Origin of the sequence: Billgrantia antri (genome assembly GCF_017868935.1) — a bacterium.
GTDB classification, from domain to species: Bacteria; Pseudomonadota; Gammaproteobacteria; order Pseudomonadales; family Halomonadaceae; genus Halomonas; species Halomonas antri.
Map to the genome: position 1 here is coordinate 4,069,790 of NZ_CP053383.1, position 17,465 is coordinate 4,087,254.

The 17,465-nt window shown below is 65.8% G+C and carries 21 protein-coding genes; 9 read left to right on the forward strand and 12 right to left on the reverse strand.

All coding sequences use genetic code 11. The features are described 5' to 3' along the window. Positions 1–75: 75 nt before the first annotated feature. The 4 genes from HNO53_RS18905 to HNO53_RS18920 all read right to left on the reverse strand — a co-directional run bounded on the left by HNO53_RS18905 (position 76) and on the right by HNO53_RS18920 (position 3,741). Positions 76–1,023 (reverse strand): cobyrinic acid a,c-diamide synthase, encoded by a 948-nt coding sequence (locus tag HNO53_RS18905; RefSeq protein ID WP_209474264.1) that lies wholly within the window; start codon positions 1,021–1,023, stop codon positions 76–78. Between the two features lie 72 nt (positions 1,024–1,095). Beyond that, entirely contained in the window at positions 1,096–1,794 is a 699-nt protein-coding gene (locus HNO53_RS18910) for an extensin-like domain-containing protein (protein WP_209474266.1), read from the reverse strand. A 12-nt stretch (positions 1,795–1,806) separates the two neighbouring features. Then, positions 1,807–1,983, reverse strand: a complete 177-nt coding sequence (locus tag HNO53_RS18915) for a hypothetical protein (RefSeq protein ID WP_209474268.1) — start codon at positions 1,981–1,983, stop codon at positions 1,807–1,809. Between the two features lie 123 nt (positions 1,984–2,106). After that, the gene (locus HNO53_RS18920; RefSeq protein WP_209474270.1) at positions 2,107–3,741 is read right to left on the reverse strand and encodes a BCCT family transporter; all 1,635 of its coding nucleotides are present in this window, start codon (positions 3,739–3,741) and stop codon (positions 2,107–2,109) included. A 171-nt stretch (positions 3,742–3,912) separates the two neighbouring features. Here HNO53_RS18920 and HNO53_RS18925 point away from each other — a divergent pair, with 171 nt between their 5' ends. The 6 genes from HNO53_RS18925 to HNO53_RS18950 all read left to right on the forward strand — a co-directional run bounded on the left by HNO53_RS18925 (position 3,913) and on the right by HNO53_RS18950 (position 7,378). Then, positions 3,913–4,908: an LLM class flavin-dependent oxidoreductase gene (locus HNO53_RS18925; protein WP_209474272.1), complete on the forward strand. Its 996-nt coding sequence runs from the start codon at positions 3,913–3,915 to the stop codon at positions 4,906–4,908. Further along, on the forward strand, positions 4,905–5,630 hold the full coding sequence (locus HNO53_RS18930; protein WP_209474274.1) for an AzlC family ABC transporter permease: 726 nt from the start codon (positions 4,905–4,907) through the stop codon (positions 5,628–5,630). The genes HNO53_RS18925 and HNO53_RS18930 overlap by 4 nt, the downstream gene beginning before the upstream one ends. Beyond that, positions 5,627–5,938, forward strand: a complete 312-nt coding sequence (locus tag HNO53_RS18935; protein ID WP_209474276.1) for an AzlD family protein — start codon at positions 5,627–5,629, stop codon at positions 5,936–5,938. The genes HNO53_RS18930 and HNO53_RS18935 overlap by 4 nt, the downstream gene beginning before the upstream one ends. A gap of 80 nt (positions 5,939–6,018) precedes the next feature. After that, positions 6,019–6,387 (forward strand): hypothetical protein, encoded by a 369-nt coding sequence (locus tag HNO53_RS18940; protein WP_209474278.1) that lies wholly within the window; start codon positions 6,019–6,021, stop codon positions 6,385–6,387. A gap of 236 nt (positions 6,388–6,623) precedes the next feature. Continuing rightward, entirely contained in the window at positions 6,624–6,986 is a 363-nt protein-coding gene (locus tag HNO53_RS18945) for a hypothetical protein (RefSeq protein ID WP_209474280.1), read from the forward strand. Further along, positions 6,986–7,378, forward strand: coding sequence for a c-type cytochrome (locus HNO53_RS18950; RefSeq protein WP_209474282.1), 393 nt, complete (start codon positions 6,986–6,988; stop codon positions 7,376–7,378). Before HNO53_RS18945 ends, HNO53_RS18950 begins: the two co-directional genes overlap by 1 nt. A 3-nt stretch (positions 7,379–7,381) precedes the next feature. Here HNO53_RS18950 and HNO53_RS18955 read toward each other — a convergent pair whose 3' ends face one another. The 8 genes from HNO53_RS18955 to HNO53_RS18990 form a co-directional block, all read right to left on the reverse strand. Next, entirely contained in the window at positions 7,382–8,191 is an 810-nt protein-coding gene (locus HNO53_RS18955; RefSeq protein ID WP_338034795.1) for an ABC transporter permease, read from the reverse strand. Further along, complete coding sequence (locus HNO53_RS18960; protein WP_242597473.1) at positions 8,182–8,955, reverse strand: ABC transporter ATP-binding protein; 774 nt, start codon at positions 8,953–8,955, stop codon at positions 8,182–8,184. The genes HNO53_RS18955 and HNO53_RS18960 overlap by 10 nt, the downstream gene beginning before the upstream one ends. Beyond that, positions 8,952–9,926, reverse strand: a complete 975-nt coding sequence (locus tag HNO53_RS18965; protein ID WP_242597474.1) for a PQQ-dependent catabolism-associated beta-propeller protein — start codon at positions 9,924–9,926, stop codon at positions 8,952–8,954. The genes HNO53_RS18960 and HNO53_RS18965 overlap by 4 nt, the downstream gene beginning before the upstream one ends. An 11-nt stretch (positions 9,927–9,937) precedes the next feature. Continuing rightward, on the reverse strand, positions 9,938–11,149 hold the full coding sequence (locus tag HNO53_RS18970; RefSeq protein WP_209474286.1) for an ABC transporter substrate-binding protein: 1,212 nt from the start codon (positions 11,147–11,149) through the stop codon (positions 9,938–9,940). A gap of 63 nt (positions 11,150–11,212) precedes the next feature. After that, positions 11,213–11,863 (reverse strand): hypothetical protein, encoded by a 651-nt coding sequence (locus HNO53_RS18975; RefSeq protein ID WP_209474288.1) that lies wholly within the window; start codon positions 11,861–11,863, stop codon positions 11,213–11,215. Continuing rightward, positions 11,860–12,702: a substrate-binding domain-containing protein gene (locus tag HNO53_RS18980; RefSeq protein WP_209474290.1), complete on the reverse strand. Its 843-nt coding sequence runs from the start codon at positions 12,700–12,702 to the stop codon at positions 11,860–11,862. Before HNO53_RS18980 ends, HNO53_RS18975 begins: the two co-directional genes overlap by 4 nt. Positions 12,703–12,745: 43 nt before the next feature. Continuing rightward, positions 12,746–13,264, reverse strand: a complete 519-nt coding sequence (locus HNO53_RS18985) for a c-type cytochrome (protein ID WP_209474292.1) — start codon at positions 13,262–13,264, stop codon at positions 12,746–12,748. 103 nt (positions 13,265–13,367) lie between these two features. Continuing rightward, positions 13,368–15,191: a methanol/ethanol family PQQ-dependent dehydrogenase gene (locus HNO53_RS18990; RefSeq protein WP_209474294.1), complete on the reverse strand. Its 1,824-nt coding sequence runs from the start codon at positions 15,189–15,191 to the stop codon at positions 13,368–13,370. Between the two features lie 335 nt (positions 15,192–15,526). Here HNO53_RS18990 and pqqA point away from each other — a divergent pair, with 335 nt between their 5' ends. The 3 genes from pqqA (at position 15,527) to pqqC (ending at position 17,462) form a co-directional block, all read left to right on the forward strand. Further along, entirely contained in the window at positions 15,527–15,598 is a 72-nt protein-coding gene (gene pqqA / locus HNO53_RS18995) for a pyrroloquinoline quinone precursor peptide PqqA (protein WP_081786101.1), read from the forward strand. Between the two features lie 80 nt (positions 15,599–15,678). Beyond that, a complete protein-coding gene (pqqB, locus tag HNO53_RS19000) occupies positions 15,679–16,605 on the forward strand; it encodes a pyrroloquinoline quinone biosynthesis protein PqqB (RefSeq protein WP_209474296.1) in 927 nt (308 codons plus the stop codon). A gap of 68 nt (positions 16,606–16,673) precedes the next feature. After that, the gene (pqqC, locus tag HNO53_RS19005; protein ID WP_242597475.1) at positions 16,674–17,462 is read left to right on the forward strand and encodes a pyrroloquinoline-quinone synthase PqqC; all 789 of its coding nucleotides are present in this window, start codon (positions 16,674–16,676) and stop codon (positions 17,460–17,462) included. The last annotated feature ends 3 nt before the right edge of the window (positions 17,463–17,465 follow it).

Consider the following 17,465-nt stretch of genomic DNA (forward strand, 5'->3'; position numbering starts at 1 on the left):
CTTCCCCATTCAGGCTCTTTCCCACACCTTAGCAAGCAAGACCGGCGCATGGCTCAACGCCAGCCGGCGAGTGGCTCAACGACGCTCCTGGCGACTGTAGCGATCCGCCCCCTCGATGAAACGCCGCAGCTCCTCCAGTGCCCGATCGGTGGCAAGCGCGGCCTGCGGCCGTCCCGTCTCGATCCGGGCCAGCGCCACGGCCGTATCGTCCAGCAGGGTGAGTGCCGATTCGTTGCGCGCGACCAGGCGTCGCAGGCGACGGTCAGTCTCCTCGATCAGCTCGAGGCGACGCTTGAGCGCGATGCGCTCCTCGACGGACAACCGACTCCCCTCCTGCTCCAGGCGCCGGCGTACGTAGTCGACATCCAGCCCCATCACGCCACGCGCCTGGGCCGCCATGGAGGTGAAGGTATCCACCGCCCCAAGGCAGACATCGGCGATCAGGCTACGCGAACGCTCGAAGGCCAGCTCGCTGCGATCGAAGCGGGCGGCCAGCAACTCCATCACATGGGCGTAGCGGGTGTAGAAACGATCGACCTGCCCCGCCAGGTCGGCACGCTTGACCTCGAGCAGTTGCGCCTTGGCCCGGCACAGCGCCAAAACCAGGTCATCGGCGTCGACCGGCGGACGGGACGGGTCCAGCTCGGCCACGCCGGATTCCCGCGCGGCACGCTCCTGCTCGGCACGCCGTCGCTCACTCTCGGCCGCCAGCCGCTCCTGGAGTCGGCGCTGGTGGCGCCGCGCACGCCAGCGCCGCCAACCACGCTCCAGCGGCAGCGATACGCCCACCGCCACCAGGCCAGCGAGCCATCCGCCCAGGCTCGGCCCGAAGCCGCCCCACAGCGACGTCAGCCACAACACCATGCTGATGAACGGCACCAACAGGCAGTAGCGGAACAGCACCTGCAAGCGGTTAGGGTTGTCGCTGGCGAGCGCCAGCCGCGGGTTGGCCAGCCCGACCAGGCACCACGGCAGGCAGGTGACGAACAGCCCATAGGAGAAACCCTGCAGAAATCCCAGCATAAGCCTCTTGCGCCAGCGGGTTGATGCCTCTGAGTGTACGGGGGCCGTCGACGCCGTGCGAGCCTGACGGCCTCAGCGGCACAGGCGGAAGCCGCGCATGCCGAAATGGAAGTGGTCGGCATGGGCCTGATTGTACTCCGGGCCCAGCACGTTGCCGAACAGGTCGCAGGCGCCATCGCGCACTTCGTGCAGGAAGGCCCCGCGTGCCCCCGGGTCGCCCCAGTGCTCTAGCAGCGTGATCCGGCGCCCATCCTCGAGGCGGAAGGCCGCCACATCGAGCGCCTCGGCCGTGGCATGCTCGCTGCGCCGCCCCTCCTCGCGACCATAGACGTTGCGACAGGCGTAGCTGCCATAGTGTTCGACGCGGGCCACGCGACTGCCCAAGTGGGCCACGGCCGCGGGCTGAAGACGCTGACGCTCGAACATGACCCAGGCCAGCGCCAGCGGACAACGCGCGACGAAACTGGCGTTGAACTCGACATCGCTGCCGTGGAGACGCACCACATTGCTCAGCGGACAGCCGGGGGCAGGTTCGTGGTCGTCCAACGGGGTCATCCGCAGCGACGTCTCGGATGCCGTGCCTAGCACCGCCAGGCACGCCTCGCGGTCATCGCTCAGGCGTTGCAGCTTCCAGCGAGTGACAGGGGTCAAGGGATCGCCGACGCTCAGCGGCTTCCACGGGTGCCAGTGGGAGGGAAGACGCGCCTCGAACTGCCACCAGGCCGCCGCCGCGACGACCATCAGCACGACCAGTATCAGCAGTGAACGCATCTCGCCTCGACGCTATAGCAACAGATGCAGTACCAACGCCACCGTACCCACTGCCAGCGCCGTGAGCACGGCAACGTCCACCGCGCGGTCGAGCCAGCGATCGAAATGGTTCTGACGCCCGCGACTCGGTTGATGCCGGCGGGTGGCGCCTCGTGGAAGCGCACGACGGCGTGAGCCGATGAGAGACATGGTTGACGTCCGGTTCCCCTACCTCTCAGAGCTTACGACCTGCGCTCTTCGCTGGCTACCGGCAATCGCCCACGACGCTCTCAGGGCAGGCGCCGTGAGCTCGCGAGATCGCTCATGGTCGACCTAGCCGCCCTCACGCCGGTTGATGCGCCGATTGACCACGTTGGGCGCGCGACGCAGCCGCTCCTGTTCACCCAGCGCCTCGGCCTCGAAGGCGTCGGCCCCCACCGGCGTTTCGCCATGGCGACGATAGAGCTGGGTAAGCATGGACTGGCGGTCGGCGCGCAGTTCGCGGACCAGCACCAAGATCATGCCATAGAGGATGAAGGTAAAGGGCAGCGCCGAGAGCACCGCGGCCGACTGCAGCCCGGTCAGGCCCCCGGCGACGATCAAGGTGAGACAGATGGCGGCAATCAGCACGCCCCAGATCACGCGCTTGAACAGCGGCGGGTTGATCGAGCCGTTGTCGGTCATCTGCGCCACGATGTAGGAAGCCGAGTCGGCCGAGGTCACCAGGAAGACGAAGATCAGCAGCATGGCGATCACCGAGAGCGCCCCGGAGAAGGGCATGAGCTCGAACATCTCGAACAGCGCGACGGTGATGTTGTTCTCGGTGGCGCTGGCCAGGCCGACATCGCCGGCCAGCTCCATGTGCAGCGCGGCACCGCCGAAAACCCCGATCCACAGGCAGGCCAGCAACGGTGGCACGATCAGCACGCCGAAGACGTACTCCTGGATGGTGCGCCCGCGCGACACCCGGGCCACGAAGGTACCGACGAACGGCGACCAGGCGATGACCCAGGCCCAGTAGAAAATGGTCCAGTTGGCTGCCCAGGTGTTATCGGAAAACGGCGAGATACGCAGACTCATGCCGACGAAGTTCTGCAGGTAATCGCCTATGCCCAGGGTGATGGTCTCGAGGATCATCACCGTGGGGCCGGTCACCAGCACGTAGAGCATCAGGCCGATGCACAGGATCATGTTGAGGTTGGAAAGCCGGCGGATGCCCTTGTCCAGCCCCGACCAGGTCGAGGCCATGTAGGCCAGGAACATCACGAACAGGATGACGAACTGCCACAGCCCGCTCTCGGGCAGGCCGAACACGGCGTTGAAGCCACCATTGAGCTGCAGCACGCCCAGCCCCAGCGAGGTGGCCACCCCCATAACCGTGGCCACCACCGCGAACACATCCAGGGTCGGCGCGTAGGGGCGCACCCGGGGATACTTGGCGGCGATGGACGACAGTACCGAGGAGACCAGCCCGGCCTGCCCCTTGCGGAACTGGAAGTAGGCGATGATCAGTCCCACCACCGAAAAGGCCGCCCATTGGTGAATGCCCCAGTTGAAGTAGCTGTACTGGATGGCATATCGCGCCGCCTCGGAGCTCTCGGCTGCCACGTCGCCATAAGGCGGTTCGATGTAGTGGAGCATGGGCTCTGCCATGCCGTAGAACACCAGGCCCACGCCGAAGCCGGCCGCCAGCAGCATGCTGACCCAGGAGAAAAAGCTGAAACTCGGCGTGCTGTCCTGGGGCCCCAACCGGACCTTGCCGTACTTGCTGAAGGCAAGCGCCAGCAGGAAGATCACGAAGCCGAAGACCGAAAACAGATAGAACCAGCCGAACAGTTGGGTGACGGCGTCCAGCGCGGCGGCGGCGGCGGCCCCGAACGCGTCGGGGTAGCCGGCGCCGGCGGCCACCAGCGCCAGGATGATCAGGGCCGATGCGGCAAAGACCCGCTGCCCTCCATGGTTGGCCATAAGGCGCACCTCGTTTCGTCCATGAACGCCAACATGCTAGCAGGCCAACCCTTACGCCACACAAGTCACTGGCATCGGCCTGCTCCCGGAACAGAAAAACCATTGCATCGCGGCGCCGACACGACGATTCTGGAGAAACCAAGCAGGCTAAGGTTTTTGACGAGTCTTAACATGTCCCGACTTTCCGACACCCCGCTATCCGTGCTCGACCTGGCGCCGATCCGCCAGGGGGGGACCATCGCCGACAGCTTCGCGGAGAGCGTGGCGCTGGCCCGACTGACCGAGCGCCTCGGCTTCTCCCGCTACTGGCTGGCCGAGCATCACAGCCTCGACGGCATTGCCAGTGCCGCCACCGCGGTACTGATCGGCCATATCGCCGGCGCCACCTCACGCCTTCGCGTGGGCAGCGGCGGCATCATGCTGCCCAACCAGGCGCCCCTGGTGATCGCCGAGCAGTTCGGCACCCTGGAAACCCTCTACCCGGGCCGCATCGACCTGGGCCTGGGGCGCGCGCCCGGCTCCGACGCCGCCACCATGGCTGCGCTGCGCCGCGACCCTTATGCAGGAGCCGAGAATTTCCCCGAGCTGCTCGCCGAGCTGCAGGGCTACCTCGACGACGAGCAGCCCGGCCAGCGCGTACGCGCCGTGCCCGGCCAGGGCACTCGGGTGCCGCTGTGGCTGCTCGGCTCCAGCGGCTACAGCGCCCAGCTTGCCGCCCGCGAGGGGCTGCCCTTCGCCTTCGCCGCCCAGTTCGCACCGGGCTACCTGCACGAAGCATTGCGCCTGTATCGCGACAATTTCCGCCCCTCGGCGCTGCTCGAGCACCCCTATGCGATGGTCGGGCTGCCGGTCATCGCCGCCGAGAGCGACGAGCGCGCCGAGTTTCTCGCCTCCACCACCCGCCAGAAATTCCTCGGCATGGTGCGCGGCCGCCGCACTCGCTCGCTGCCGCCGATCGAGACCCTCGACTGGACGCCCATGGAGCGTGTCCAGGTGGAGCAGTTCCTCGGCGCGGCGGTGATCGGCGGGCCGGATACCGTGCGCGAGGGACTCGAACGCTTCCTCGAACAGACCGGGGCCGACGAGCTGATGCTCAACACCGACACCTATGCCAGCGAGGACCGCCTGCTCAGCTACGAAATCGTGGCCGAGGTGTGGCGCCGATGAGCCAGACCAGCCCGGGTGCCCGGCTCGATCTGGCCGGCGTCCTCACTGGCGTGCGTCGCATGGCGCCGCTGTCGCTGTTCGTGGTGGTCTTCGGCCTGGCCTTCGGTGTGGCCGCGCTGTCCCGCGGCCTCTCGGGGATCGAGGCGATGATGATGAGCGCGCTGGTCTTCGCCGGCGCCTCGCAGTTCGCCGCCCTCGAGCTGTGGGGGCCCGAGATTCCGCTGCTGCCGTTGATCGCCACCACCTTCGCCATCAATGCCCGCCACTTGCTGATGGGCGCCGCCATTCAGCCTTGGCTGGCGCACCTTCCCCCGAAGCAGCGCTATGCCAGCCTGGTGGTGATGAGCGACTCCAACTGGGCCATGGCCGTGGCCGATCGCCAGCGCGGCGAAACCAATGTCGGTATGCTGGTGGGAGGCGGCATCGCGCTGTGGCTGACCTGGCTTACCGGCACGTTGCTCGGCGTGCTCTTCGGCAGCGGCATCGCCGAACCCGAACGCTTCGGCCTCGACGTGATCATGGGCTGCTTCCTGCTGGCCATGCTGGTGGGCGGTCGGCGTGACCTGTCGATGCTGGTGCCCTGGGGGGCCGCGGCGCTGGCCGCGCTGGCCGCCATGGCCTGGCTACCGCCCCACTCCCACGTCATCGTCGGCGCCCTGGCCGGCGGGCTGGCCGGCCTACTGGTGTGGCCCGATCGTAAAAAACGGGAGGCCATCGCATGAGCCTGCCCTCGACGTTGGCGGGATCGGCCGTCGCCATCCTGCTGATGGCACTGGTTACCTATCTGACTCGTGCCGGCGGCGTGTTCGTGATGTCGCGCCTCCCCATCGGCCCCAGAGTGGAGCGCTTCATCAACGCCATGGCGGGCTCGGTACTGGTCGCGGTGATCACGCCCATGGCGATACAGGGCGACTGGGGGGCGCGCCTGGCGCTGCTGGCCACTCTCACCGTGATGCTGGCCAGCCACAAGACGCTAGCGGCGATCAGCGCCGGTATCGCCACCGCCGCCCTGTGGCGACTGGTCGCATAGGGGAACGATCCTCGGCCCACAGCCTCAAAGGGACAGCCATTCCGTACGCCGCGTCGCGGCGTCCTTGACCGGAGACGCTCATGTTCGACAACGACCCCCGCCGCAACGCCGCTTGGCAGGCCGCCCAACAGTGGCGCGCTCGGGCGCATCAGACGCCTCGCGGCCCCTTGGGCGGGCTCAAGCTCATCGTTACCTGGCTGCTGTTCGGCCTGCTGCTGATCGTGGGCACCGTACTCGGTCTGTTCTTCCTGCTACTCGGCTGGGCCATGCTACCGATCGTGCGCTACCGCATGAAGAAGCGCCTCGAGCAAATCCGCGCCGAGCAGGCCAAGGATGCCGGCGGAGGCTTTCACTATCGTGAAGCGCGCTATCAGGAGCGCCGCTACTCCAGCGAGCACGAATTGCTCGAGGGCGACTACGAAGTACGCGACGACGAGCGCAAGGGCTGACCTGCTCTGCCCACGCGCCGTGGAGGAAAAAAGCCCGCCGAGAGGCGGGCCGCAAATGTCATGCAGGGGATGCAGACAATCGGCTCAGGCCGATCGCAACATGTTACCGTCGCGCTTCCGCCAGGCCCAATAGGCACTCGCCATCATGCCGATAGGCACGCCTCGGTAGTGGCAGAATCCGTACGACTGCCATACCTTGAAGCCATACAGCCTTGATGCTTCCGGAGACAACAACAATGCCTCGACTTCGGACGACAGCAACCGGCGTGCTGTGCCAGACGGCGCTCGCCTGCTTGCTGCTCTCTCTTGCCACGACGAGCCTGGCCAACGACTACCCCACTGAGGCACGCGTCGACTACGTGCTGGGCTGCATGGCCTCCAACGGCAATGACTACCTGACCATGCAGAAGTGCGCCTGCAGTATCGACGTGATCGCCGAGCACCTCAGCTACGACACTTACGAGCAGGTCGAGACGGTGCTGGGCATGCAGGATCAGCGCGGCGAACTCGGCGTACTGTTCCGCACCGAGCGCGGCATGCAGGACCAGGTCGACGCCCTGCGCCAGGCCCAGGCCGACGCCAACCTGCGCTGTTTCTGATGCCCCGCTACCGCTACAGCAGCCACCTTATCGCCTGCCTGGTGCTCGCCACCCTCCTGCTCGCTCCGCTGACGGTCCTGGCTGACGAATTCGCCGAGGGCGAGCGGTCGTTCCGCGCTCAGTGCGTCGGCTGTCACAGCATCGACCCCGGCCGGCACCTGGCCGGCCCCAGCCTGCATGGCCTGTTCGGTCGGCCGGCCGGCAGCCTCGAGGACTTCGACTACTCACCGGTCCTGGAACAAGCCGACCTGTCATGGAATCGCAAGAACCTCGACGCCTTCCTCGCCGGCCCTCAGGATTTTCTGCCCGGGACCCGCATGGTGCTGTGGGGCCTGGACGAGCGCACGCGCAGGCATATCATTGACTACCTGGAAAGCCTCGCCGCGCCCTGAGGTTTAGTCGCCACCCCCGCCCTTGCGGGCCATCATGCCCCGGGAAGGGTTATAGCCCAGGATCGCCAGCGCCAGCAGCAGCGCCGCCACCGCCACGCTGATCGCTACCGCCTCGATGTTGAAACGCTGGTACATGGCGAAACGGATCATCTCCACGGCATGGGTGAAGGGGTTGAGCGCGGCGATCTGATAGACCAGGTAGCTGCCCTCGCGGATGCGCCACAGCGGGTAGAGCGCCGAGGAGAGGAAGAACATTGGGAAGATGACGAAGTTCATCACCCCGGCGAAGTTCTCCAGCTGACGAATGAACGAGGAGAGCAGCAGCCCCAGCGCTCCGACCATGCAGCCGGTCACCAGCAGTGTCGGCAGCACGTAAAGATAGCCCAACGGGGGCGCCTGGATACCGTAGGCCCAGGCGATGGCCAGGAACACGTAGACCTGCACCACCGAGACCAGGGTACTGGCCAACAGCTTGCACACCAGCAGGTACCAGCGCGGGAAGGGGCTGACGAGCAGTACCCGCATGCTGCCCATCTCGCGGTCATAGACCATCGACAGCGAGCTCTGCATGCCGTTGAACAGCTGGATCATGCCCACCAGACCCGGGACAATGTAGACCTCGTAAAGAATGTAGGTCTGGTAGGGCTCGGTCATGGCCACCCCCAGCGCCATGCGAAAACCAGTGGCGAAGACGAACAGCCACACCAAGGGTCGCACCAGGGCGGCAAGAAACCGGCTGCGCTGGTGCAAGAAGCGCAGCAGCTCGCGTCCCACTACGCCACGCAGGCAGTGCAACCAGGGCATCACTCGCATGCGGCCTCCTGCGTTCCGACCAGGAGATCGAAGGCTTCGCCCAGCGTGTCGACGCCGAGTCGGGCGATGAGCGTCTCGGCACGCTCGTCGGCCAGCAGTTGACCGCGGTGCAACACCAGAACCCGGTCAGCGGCGCGCACCTCGTCGATCAGGTGAGTCGCCCACAGCACCGCCACGTCCTCCTCGGCGCATAGCCGGTGGGCGTGTTCGACCAGCTCGCGGCGCGAGGCGATATCGAGCCCTACGGTGGGCTCGTCGAGCAGCAGCAGGCGCGGCGAGTGCATCAAGCCACGGGCGATTTCTACCCGCCGCCGCTGGCCACCGGAGAGGCGCCGTACCCGCGTACGCCGCTGATCGGAGAGCCCCACGCGCTCGAGCTGCACCAGAGCCCGACTCTTCGCCTCGCGCCACCCCATACCATGCAGGGCGCCGTGATAGGCGAGGTTCTGCGTCACGCTGAGATCGAGATCCAGAGTCGGCTGCTGGAACACCACGCCGATGCGGGCATGGGCCTGCACCGCCTGGCGACGCACGTCGTAGCCGCCGATACGAATCTCGCCTCGCCGGCGATCGTGCAGCCGGGTGACCAGCGAGAGCAGCGTGGTCTTGCCGGCACCGTTGGGGCCGAGCAGCACGGCGAACTCCCCCGCCGCCACGCTCAGCGACACGTCGTCGAGCACCGGCCGGCCCACATAGGCAAAGCTCAGCTGGCGGATCTCCAGGGCAAGTGCCTGCCCCACGCGGTTGGCGCTCGTCTCACTCACGGCTGGACGATCACGCCCCAGGGAAAGCGCCCCACCGGGATCGACTTGATCGCCTTCAGGCCGTCGATCTCGATCACGGTGACGTCGCCGCTGACCCCGTTGGTGGTGTAGAGCCGGCTCTCGTCGCCGTTGAGCGCCAGGTGCCAGACCCGCTGGCCGACCAGGATGTAGTCGAGCACCTCGTAGCTCTGCTGGTCGATCACCGCCACCCGGTTCGAAGGGCCCAGGGCGACGAAGCCGTAGCGCCCGTCGGAGGTCAGGGCGACACCGACCGCCTGCACGGTCTCTCGTGGCACGCCGGGTACGTCGAAGCGGATCACGTGCTCGACGTCGAAGCTTTCCATCATGTCGAGAATCGACACTACGCCCGCAATTTCCGACGAGACCCAGGCCTTGCGGCCGTCATGGGTGAATTCGGCATGCCGTGGCCGCGCGCCCACCAGGCGATGGTAGACCGCCTCCCTGGTCTCGAGGTCGATGATGTGGGCCATGTTCGAGGTCTCGGTGGTCGAGATCAGCCAGCGCCCGTCGGGGCTGATGCCGAGCCCCTCCGGCTCGACCCCCACCGGGATCTCGTCGACCAGGGTGCGCCGCTCGTAATCGATCACCGAGACGATGTTGTCGTCCTCGTTGGAGATGTACACATACGGCCGGTTGGGGTCGACGCGAATCACCTCCGGGTCGTCGCCCGCGGACTGGCTGCGCACCACCTTGAGCGTCCCCAGCTCGATCATGTCGATGGACTCGTCGTCGCCCACTGCCACGAACAGCTCGCTGCCGTCGCTGCTGAAGGCCATCGCCCGGGGGCGCCGACCAACCTCGATGGTCTCCACTACCTCGAGGCTCGTGCCGTCGATCACCGACACGGTGTTGTCCTTCTCGTTGGAGACGAAGACTCGCTCGGCCTGGGCAGCCAGCGGCAGCGTACCCAGCACCAGCACCAGCACGGCGCGCTTGAGGGTCGCGGTCATGTTTCTCTGGCTCAGAAACGGCATGTCGATTCCCCCTCGTCGACGCCCAGCGAGTCGAGCGGCGTGCGTGGATGCAGATAGCCCTCCTGCGGCGATACCGAAGCCACCATGCGTGGCCCGGTAACCAGGATCGGCTGGCGCAGCTGGTGATTCCAGGCGCGATAGCTGACCGGCAGGCCGAGGTAGCCGGCAAGCTCGAACTCCTCGCTCAGCATGTAGTCGAGAATCGCCTCGCGCTCGACGGCACCGGTACGCGCCGCCGCCTCGCCCAGCGAACGCAGCGCCAGCCAGGCGGCGAAATCCCGCGGCGTCATCCAGCGCTCGGCCAGCTCTTCGAAGCGCCGCTGCAGCTGCACCGCTCCCCAGGATTCATGCGCACGGTGCCAGGGCGTGGCGATCAGCCCCTGGGTGCCGACCACCGGGCGCGGCGCCCAGGTCTGATAGGGGAAGTATTCGCCGAAGTAGTCGGTCTCGTCGGCGATCACCAGCACGTCATGTTCGGGCAGGTCCTGGACGAAAACCGGAATTTCGCGCTGAATGGCATGAAAGCCACCTTCGGCGCGGCGTGCCATGGGATCGTGAGGCCACTGTTTGTCGCCCACGATACGATGGCCGTAGCGCTCGGCCGCGGCGCGAAGTGCATCGGCCAGGATGCGATCCTCCTCGGTGTTGCCGTAGACCAGCGCCCAGCGGTTCCACTGCTTGAAGCCGAGGAACTGGGCCAGGGCATCGGCCAGCATGCGCCGGCTGGGTGTGGTGTGGTACAGCTGGGAATGGCACGCCTCGCTGCGCAGGGGATCGTCCGGCGCCCGTGCGTTGAACACGATTCGTGCACCCAGGTCGGGATTCGCCATGACCTCCAGCAGCGCGTCTGCGGGCAGGTCGCTGACGATCCACTCCACGCCCTGCTCGACCAGCCCCTCCAGCGCCTCGTCAATTTCGCCCCCCTCAGCCACCGTCGCTTCGTGGAGCACGAACTCCTGGCCGAGGAATTGCGCCGAGGCGTTGTTGTCGTTGATGCCCAGGCGGGCACCCTGCACCCCTTCGTCATCGAGTACCGGGTCGAGCACCGAGAGCGGCTCCCGGTCATCGGGTCGCTCCATGCCCAGATAACCCACGACAATGGGCTCCAGCGTCTCGGCCGGCAGCAGCGCCGACCACCCCAGGCCAAGAGCCAGCCCGCCCGTCGCCAGCCAGCGAAGGGGACCCCGTCGCGCTTTCATGCGTGCTCCTCAGGCAGCCTGTGCCACCGCTGTTGTCGTTATGGCTCTTTCACTACAGCCAGCTCACGGCATGCGCGCCATGATGACCCGTACCATACGTGCCAGCTCCTCTTCCAACAGGTAGGGCTGGTCGCACATGGCCGGCAGCGTCTGCTGGCGATGCTGGAAGGTACGCTGCTCCCAGAACAGCGCCTCGGAGAGCCGCTCGATCTCGGCCTCGTTCGTTGCCTCGTCGTCGGCGCGCCGTTCCTCCAGCTCATCGACCATGGCGGAAATCGTCTCCAGGCGTGTCAATTGGGCGCGAGAGGCTTGGCGAATTCTCTCGATGGTGCGCTTGCGTTCGCGGTCGGTGAGCTCGAACAAGCCGGAAAAGAGCAGGGTCAGCCGTTGCTCGGCGTCTTCCTCGTCCACCGACTCGACGAACGCTCTCACCCGCTCCAGCGCCTGCTCCTTGGGGGTCGTACGCGAGGTGGCGAAGCGCACCACCCGACCGACCTCCTCGTCCTCCCACCAGGCCTGTTTCAGCTCGTCCAGCGGTGGCCCTGTCCAGATGGTGCCCCAGGCCAGTTCGGGGATCAGGCGTTGCACGCAGGGCCAGTCAGGCGGCCCCGCTGCGGCGCGCTGGGCCTCGACCTGGGCCACGCCGGCCAGCGTCAGCCCCGTCAACAATCCCAGCAAGAGCATGCGCCCAGGAAGTCGGCTCGCTCGGCTCATGAGTCGCCTCCCTCGCTCGTTCCCAGTAGTTGGCCGTGCCGGTCAAGCAGCGGCACGTCGTAATCGGCCAGGATCGCGTCGATCTCCTCCTGGCGACGGTCGATGAAGTCGTTGATCCAGTCCTTCCAGTGGGGCTCGCCGTGGCGCACTCCCATGGTGATGCGGTAATCGAGCTGAGCCCCGGTGTCATCATTCACTAGCGGTACGACTTTCAGCGGGGGTTCCTGGCGTGCCGCGTAATAACCGGCCAATGGCCCCCACAGCACGGCCCCCTCCGTGTTGCCGGCGGCCACGTCCTCGATGGCGTCACGCACCGGCGCACGCACCCGGGTGTCGACCATCAGCGGATAGCCCTCTATGCGGGCCCCGCTGCGGCGCAGCGGCACAATTGGCGGGGTTTCCGCTACCACACCGATGCGCCTGCCGGAGAACGCAGGATCGCTTAGACGGGTGGCATCGAGAGCGGAACCCTCGGGCACTACCAGGGCATAGACCGAACGATAGTAGGCGTTGGTGTTCTGTACGAAATCGTAGCCGGCCACGGTACCGATTATCACGTCGCAGACACGCAGCTCCAGGGTGTTGCGTACGAACCCCATCACCTGGGGCGCCCACACGTAGGTCAGCGGCACGCCCAGGTCTTCTGCCATCAGCTCGGCGATACGGTTCTCGAAGCCTTCGCCGGCCTGGTTGCTGAAAGGAAGATTGTTGCCATCGGCGCAGACCCGCAGGGCCTCGCGCTCCTGGCGCTCGGGGAGTTCGGCAAATGCACCACAGGCGACGACCAGGCCCAGGGCCAGAGTCACGGCTCGTACTATCTGACGACAGGCTGCTCTCATGCATCCTCCGCTGGCGGAAACGACATGGCGAACGCTGCCACGTTTACTCGGCGCTCGCTTCCTCGGCGGCCTCGTCTTTCTCCTCGTCCTGCTCGCCTTGTTCTGCGTCCGGCTCCTGCATCGACTCGATGATCTTCGGGCGACCGCGCCCCAGGCCACCTTCGCCGCGCGCACGCAGATAGCTGAATATCTTGGGTATGTTGCCCATGACGTAGGGATCGTCGGCAAAGGAAGGCATCACCTGGCCAGGCTGGACCTCGCGCCCGGAAGCGATGGTGCCGGCGAAATTCTCCCAGCCACGCCGCTCCACGGCGCGGATCAGATTGGGCGCGAAAGAGGAGCCCAGGCCATCCGGCCCATGGCAGGCCATGCAGGAGCGGGTATAGACGATGTATCCGTCATAGGTGTCGGGATCGACCTTGCCGTCTTCGACGACGAAGGCACCAATGCCCTCGCCGGTGATGCGATGCTCGTCGGCCAGACCGACCTGGCCCAGCCCCAGAGGCAGCAGGGTGACGAGCGTGGAGAGCATACCGCGGCAGAAACGTGCAAGTACCGTCATGCAGGACTTCCTTCTACAGCTCGGGCGCGTCGTAGACGACGCCACCGGAAAGACAAGGATGGGCGGGTACGGCATCGCCATACCCGCCCGATCATGAACCGGCTCAATCCGGCAGAGCGAACACTGTCAGCACACCGCCGAGCTTGGTGTAGTCCCCCAGGGCAGAAAAGGCACTCACCGCACCCAGCCCGTCCTCGGGATTTTCCAGGCCGGCCGCGAGGCCGATGCCGGCCCAGCCGCCGACGCCGGAGAGCACGGCCACGTACTGCTTGCCTTCGTGCATGAAGGTGTTGACGTTACCGATGATCCCGGAGGGCGTCTTGAAGCGCCACAGCTCCTCGCCGGTTTCGATATCGACCGCCTTCACGTGCCCTTCCAGCGTGCCGTAGAAGGCCAGGTCACCGGCCGTGGCCAGCGCCCCGCTCCACACCGCGAAGCGTTCGTCGATCTCCCACACGGTTTCGCCAGCCACGGGATCCCAGGCGATGAAGCTGCCCATGCGACCTTCCATGCTGCCGTTCTGCGTCGGTGCCGGCATCATGGTCAGGGTGGCGCCGACGTAGGGCTGGCCGGCCACGTACTCGGCTTCGAAGGGCTCGTAGTTCATGCAGATCCGGTTGATGCCGGCATAGATCAGCCCGGTGCGCGGCGAGTAGGCAGTCGGCTGCATGTTCTTGGCGCCCATGGCGGTGGGGCAGATGTCGGTGGTGTTGACGCCCACCCCCTGCCGGTAGGTGCTGTACTGCTCGTTGACGTTGGGCCGTCCGGTCTCCATGTCGTAGCTGTCGGCCCAGTTGGTCTCGGGGGCGAACTTTTCGGCCACCAGCAGCTCACCGGTTTCGCGATCGAGCAGGAAGCCGAAGCCGGTACGGTCGATGATCGCCAGGCCCTTGCGCTGCTCGCCCTCGTATTCGATGTCGATCAGCTGGTTCTCGTTGACCCCGTCGTAGTCCCACTCGTCGAAGGGCACCTTCTGATAGACCCACTTGACCGTCCCATCGTTGGGATCGCGGGCAAATACCGTGATGGCCCACTTGTTGTCGGCGGGCTCGCCGTCCTTGGTGCGCTGCTCGGGGTTCCAGGTGCCGGGGTTGCCGGTGCCGTAGTAGACCAGGTCGAGCTCGGGGTCGTAGGTGACCCAGCCCCATGGGGCACCACCGCCACGCTCCCATTCGCCCTCTGGCCAGGTAGAGACGCCGAGATCGGACTCGCCGATCGGCTCTCCCAGCATGGTGGTCGTCTCGGGATCGATCAGCACTTCGTCGTCGGGGCCGGTGGAGTAACCGCGCCACACCTGTTCGCCGGTCTCGACGTCGTAGGCGGTCATGTGGCCACGAATGCCGTACTCGCCGCCGCTGACACCGATCAAAACCTTGTCGTGAACCACCAGCGGCGACATGGTGTTGGTCTCGCCAACGGTATGGTCGCCGTTGCTGACCTCCCACAGCAGCTCGCCCGTTTCTGCATCCAGCGCGATCAGGGTATTGTCGGCCTGGCCGAGGAACAGGCGGCCGTCGGCGTAGGCCAGCCCGCGATTGACCGTGTCACAGCACATTACCGGTATGACACGGGAGTCCTGGTCCGGCTCGTAGCTCCAGACCACGCGACCCTCGTCTTCCAGGTCGAGGGCAAAAACCTTGTTGGGGAAGGGAGTGTGAATGTACAGACGACCATCACCGACATAGAGGGGGCCGCCTTCGTGACCACGCAGTACGCCGGTGGAGAACTGCCACACAGCGCGCAGCTCATCCACATTATCGCGATTGATCTGGTCCAGCTCGCTGAAGCGGTTACCCTGGTAGTTACCCAGCTGGGTCGCCCAGTATTCCGGATTTTGTTGAAGCTCGAGTTGATTTTGATTGGCATGAGCCGCCGTTGTGGCCATCAACCCAATGGCCATGACCGCGTAACCTGTCTCCCTAAGCATGGCGTTGTCTCCGTCTCACTGAAGGTGTGCCTGGGGAAACGGCACATCTTGTATCGTTGTGTTTCAGCTATTGACATTGAGAAGGTCTAGCACAACTTTTCCTAGCCACAGGTCGGAAGGCATGATTTAGGCATCGCTTTAAGGTCAAAAGTCTATTGCCCCTTGGCAACAATCTTTTCAAATACTTCATCGAGCCGCATCACGGCGGCGTTTCAACGCGTTACGCTCGTGCTTGCTTTTGAGGCATGCGACTTAGGTCGAAAGGCAGTCACGCCGTTCGCTGCTTTACTGGTTGAGTGCATGCAACGAAATCCACCCAATGTGGAGGGCCTCCTATGTGGACCAAGCCTGCGTATACCGACCTGCGTCTCGGCTTCGAAGTGACGCTATACATATCCAACCGCTGATCCTTTCTTGGGCAGCATTGACCGGCTGACGCTCTTCCTGGGCGTCAGCCGTTTTTATCCATGTTCGTACGGAGCCTCGCATGCATGTACTGGTACTGGGCGCTGCAGCAGGCGGCGGCTTTCCTCAGTGGAACTGCAACTGCTCGCTGTGCCGCAGCCTACGTGAGGGCAGCATCGAGGCAACCCCTCGCACGCAGTCGTCGATCGCCATCAGCAGCGACGGCGAGCGCTGGCTGTTGTGCAACGCCTCGCCCGACATCCGCACCCAGTTGGCCGCCAACCCCGAACTTCACCCGCGACGGATCCCGCGCGACAGCGGCATCGTCGGCGTGCTGCTGGTAGATGCCCAGATCGATCACGCCACCGGCCTGCTGTCGCTGCGCGAGGGATGTCCCTTCGATGTCTGGTGCACGCCCAATGTGCATCAGGACCTGAGCAGCGGCTTCCCTCTGTTTACCATGCTGGAGCACTGGGGCGGCTTGCACTGGCGTCCAATCGCCATCGATGAAGCCCACCACGAAGCCGAGTTCGAGGTCCCGGCCTGTCCCGGCCTGACCTTCACCGCCGTGGCGCTGACCAGCAACGCACCGCCCTATTCGCCGCGTCGCGGCGCACCCACCCCGGGCGATAACATCGGCCTGCTGATCGAGGACCGCAAACGCGGCACGCGGCTGTTCTATGCGCCGGGACTCGGCCGGCTCGACGAACGAGTACGTGGTTTTTTGAGCCAGGCGGACTGCGTGCTCGTCGATGGCACCCTGTGGCATGACGACGAGCTGATCCGCGCCGGCATGGGCAAGGCAACCGGCACCGATATGGGCCACCTGGCACTGGCGGGCAGAGGTGGGTTGCTGGAGGAGCTGGAGGCTCTGCCGCGCGCCACCCGCCGGGTGCTGATCCACATCAACAATACCAACCCGATCCTCGATGAGCGCTCGCCCGAGCGAGCCACGCTGAGTGACGCCGGCATCGAGGTCGCCTTCGACGGCATGCGCCTGGAGATCTGAACCCGACTACCGCGGTTGACGTCACAACAATAGCCATCACTACGCCATGCAAGGGAAGGAAGCGCCTCATGAGTTCCATCGCATCGCCTTTTGCTGCCTCCATGGCCGAGGCCGACGCACCGGCCCTGTCTCCGCAGGCCTTTCGCGAAGCCCTGCTGGCCAAGGGTGACTACTACCATATCCATCATCCCTATCAGATCGACATGGCCGAGGGGCGCGCCACGCCGGAGCAGATCCGCGGCTGGGTGGCCAACCGCTTCTATTATCAGGTAATGATTCCGCAGAAGGATGCCGCGCTGCTGGCCAACTGCCCCGATGCCGCCACGCGCCGCCGCTGGATCCAGCGCCTGCTCGACCACGACGGCCATGACGACGACGGGGGCGGCATCGAGGCGTGGCTGACCCTCGGCGAGGCGGTGGGGCTGACCCGCGACGAACTGTGGGCCCAGGAGCACGTGCTGCCCGGCGTGCGCTTCGCCGTCGACGCCTATGTCAACTTCGTGCGTCGGGCGAGCTGGCAGGAGGCGGCGATTTCCTCGTTGACCGAACTGTTCGCCCCCCAGGCGCACAGGAGCCGGCTCGACACCTGGCCGACCCACTATCCCTGGATCGACGAGGCCGGCTACGGCTACTTCCGCAAGCGCCTGAAGGAAGCGCGGCGCGACGTCGACCATGGCCTCGAGGTGGCATTGGCGGTATGCACTACCGCCGCCGCCCAGCAGCGCGCCCTGGAGATCCTGCAGTTCAAGCTCGACGTATTGTGGAGCATGCTCGACGCCATGACCCTGGCCTACCAGCTCGAGCGCCCGCCCTACCACAGCATCACCGACCAGCGCGTTTACCACCGGGGGCTTTGATGG

Coding starts and splice junctions, on each gene's coding strand:
- HNO53_RS18905 (WP_209474264.1), bottom strand. CDS start 1,023: ATGCTGGGATTTCTGCAGGGTTTCTCCTATGGGCTGTTCGTCACCTGC.
- HNO53_RS18910 (WP_209474266.1), bottom strand. CDS start 1,794: ATGCGTTCACTGCTGATACTGGTCGTGCTGATGGTCGTCGCGGCGGCG.
- HNO53_RS18915 (WP_209474268.1), bottom strand. CDS start 1,983: ATGTCTCTCATCGGCTCACGCCGTCGTGCGCTTCCACGAGGCGCCACC.
- HNO53_RS18920 (WP_209474270.1), bottom strand. CDS start 3,741: ATGGCCAACCATGGAGGGCAGCGGGTCTTTGCCGCATCGGCCCTGATC.
- HNO53_RS18925 (WP_209474272.1), top strand. CDS start 3,913: ATGTCCCGACTTTCCGACACCCCGCTATCCGTGCTCGACCTGGCGCCG.
- HNO53_RS18930 (WP_209474274.1), top strand. CDS start 4,905: ATGAGCCAGACCAGCCCGGGTGCCCGGCTCGATCTGGCCGGCGTCCTC.
- HNO53_RS18935 (WP_209474276.1), top strand. CDS start 5,627: ATGAGCCTGCCCTCGACGTTGGCGGGATCGGCCGTCGCCATCCTGCTG.
- HNO53_RS18940 (WP_209474278.1), top strand. CDS start 6,019: ATGTTCGACAACGACCCCCGCCGCAACGCCGCTTGGCAGGCCGCCCAA.
- HNO53_RS18945 (WP_209474280.1), top strand. CDS start 6,624: ATGCCTCGACTTCGGACGACAGCAACCGGCGTGCTGTGCCAGACGGCG.
- HNO53_RS18950 (WP_209474282.1), top strand. CDS start 6,986: ATGCCCCGCTACCGCTACAGCAGCCACCTTATCGCCTGCCTGGTGCTC.
- HNO53_RS18955 (WP_338034795.1), bottom strand. CDS start 8,191: ATGCGAGTGATGCCCTGGTTGCACTGCCTGCGTGGCGTAGTGGGACGC.
- HNO53_RS18965 (WP_242597474.1), bottom strand. CDS start 9,926: ATGACCGCGACCCTCAAGCGCGCCGTGCTGGTGCTGGTGCTGGGTACG.
- HNO53_RS18970 (WP_209474286.1), bottom strand. CDS start 11,149: ATGAAAGCGCGACGGGGTCCCCTTCGCTGGCTGGCGACGGGCGGGCTG.
- HNO53_RS18975 (WP_209474288.1), bottom strand. CDS start 11,863: ATGAGCCGAGCGAGCCGACTTCCTGGGCGCATGCTCTTGCTGGGATTG.
- HNO53_RS18980 (WP_209474290.1), bottom strand. CDS start 12,702: ATGAGAGCAGCCTGTCGTCAGATAGTACGAGCCGTGACTCTGGCCCTG.
- HNO53_RS18985 (WP_209474292.1), bottom strand. CDS start 13,264: ATGACGGTACTTGCACGTTTCTGCCGCGGTATGCTCTCCACGCTCGTC.
- HNO53_RS18990 (WP_209474294.1), bottom strand. CDS start 15,191: ATGCTTAGGGAGACAGGTTACGCGGTCATGGCCATTGGGTTGATGGCC.
- pqqB (WP_209474296.1), top strand. CDS start 15,679: ATGCATGTACTGGTACTGGGCGCTGCAGCAGGCGGCGGCTTTCCTCAG.
- pqqC (WP_242597475.1), top strand. CDS start 16,674: ATGAGTTCCATCGCATCGCCTTTTGCTGCCTCCATGGCCGAGGCCGAC.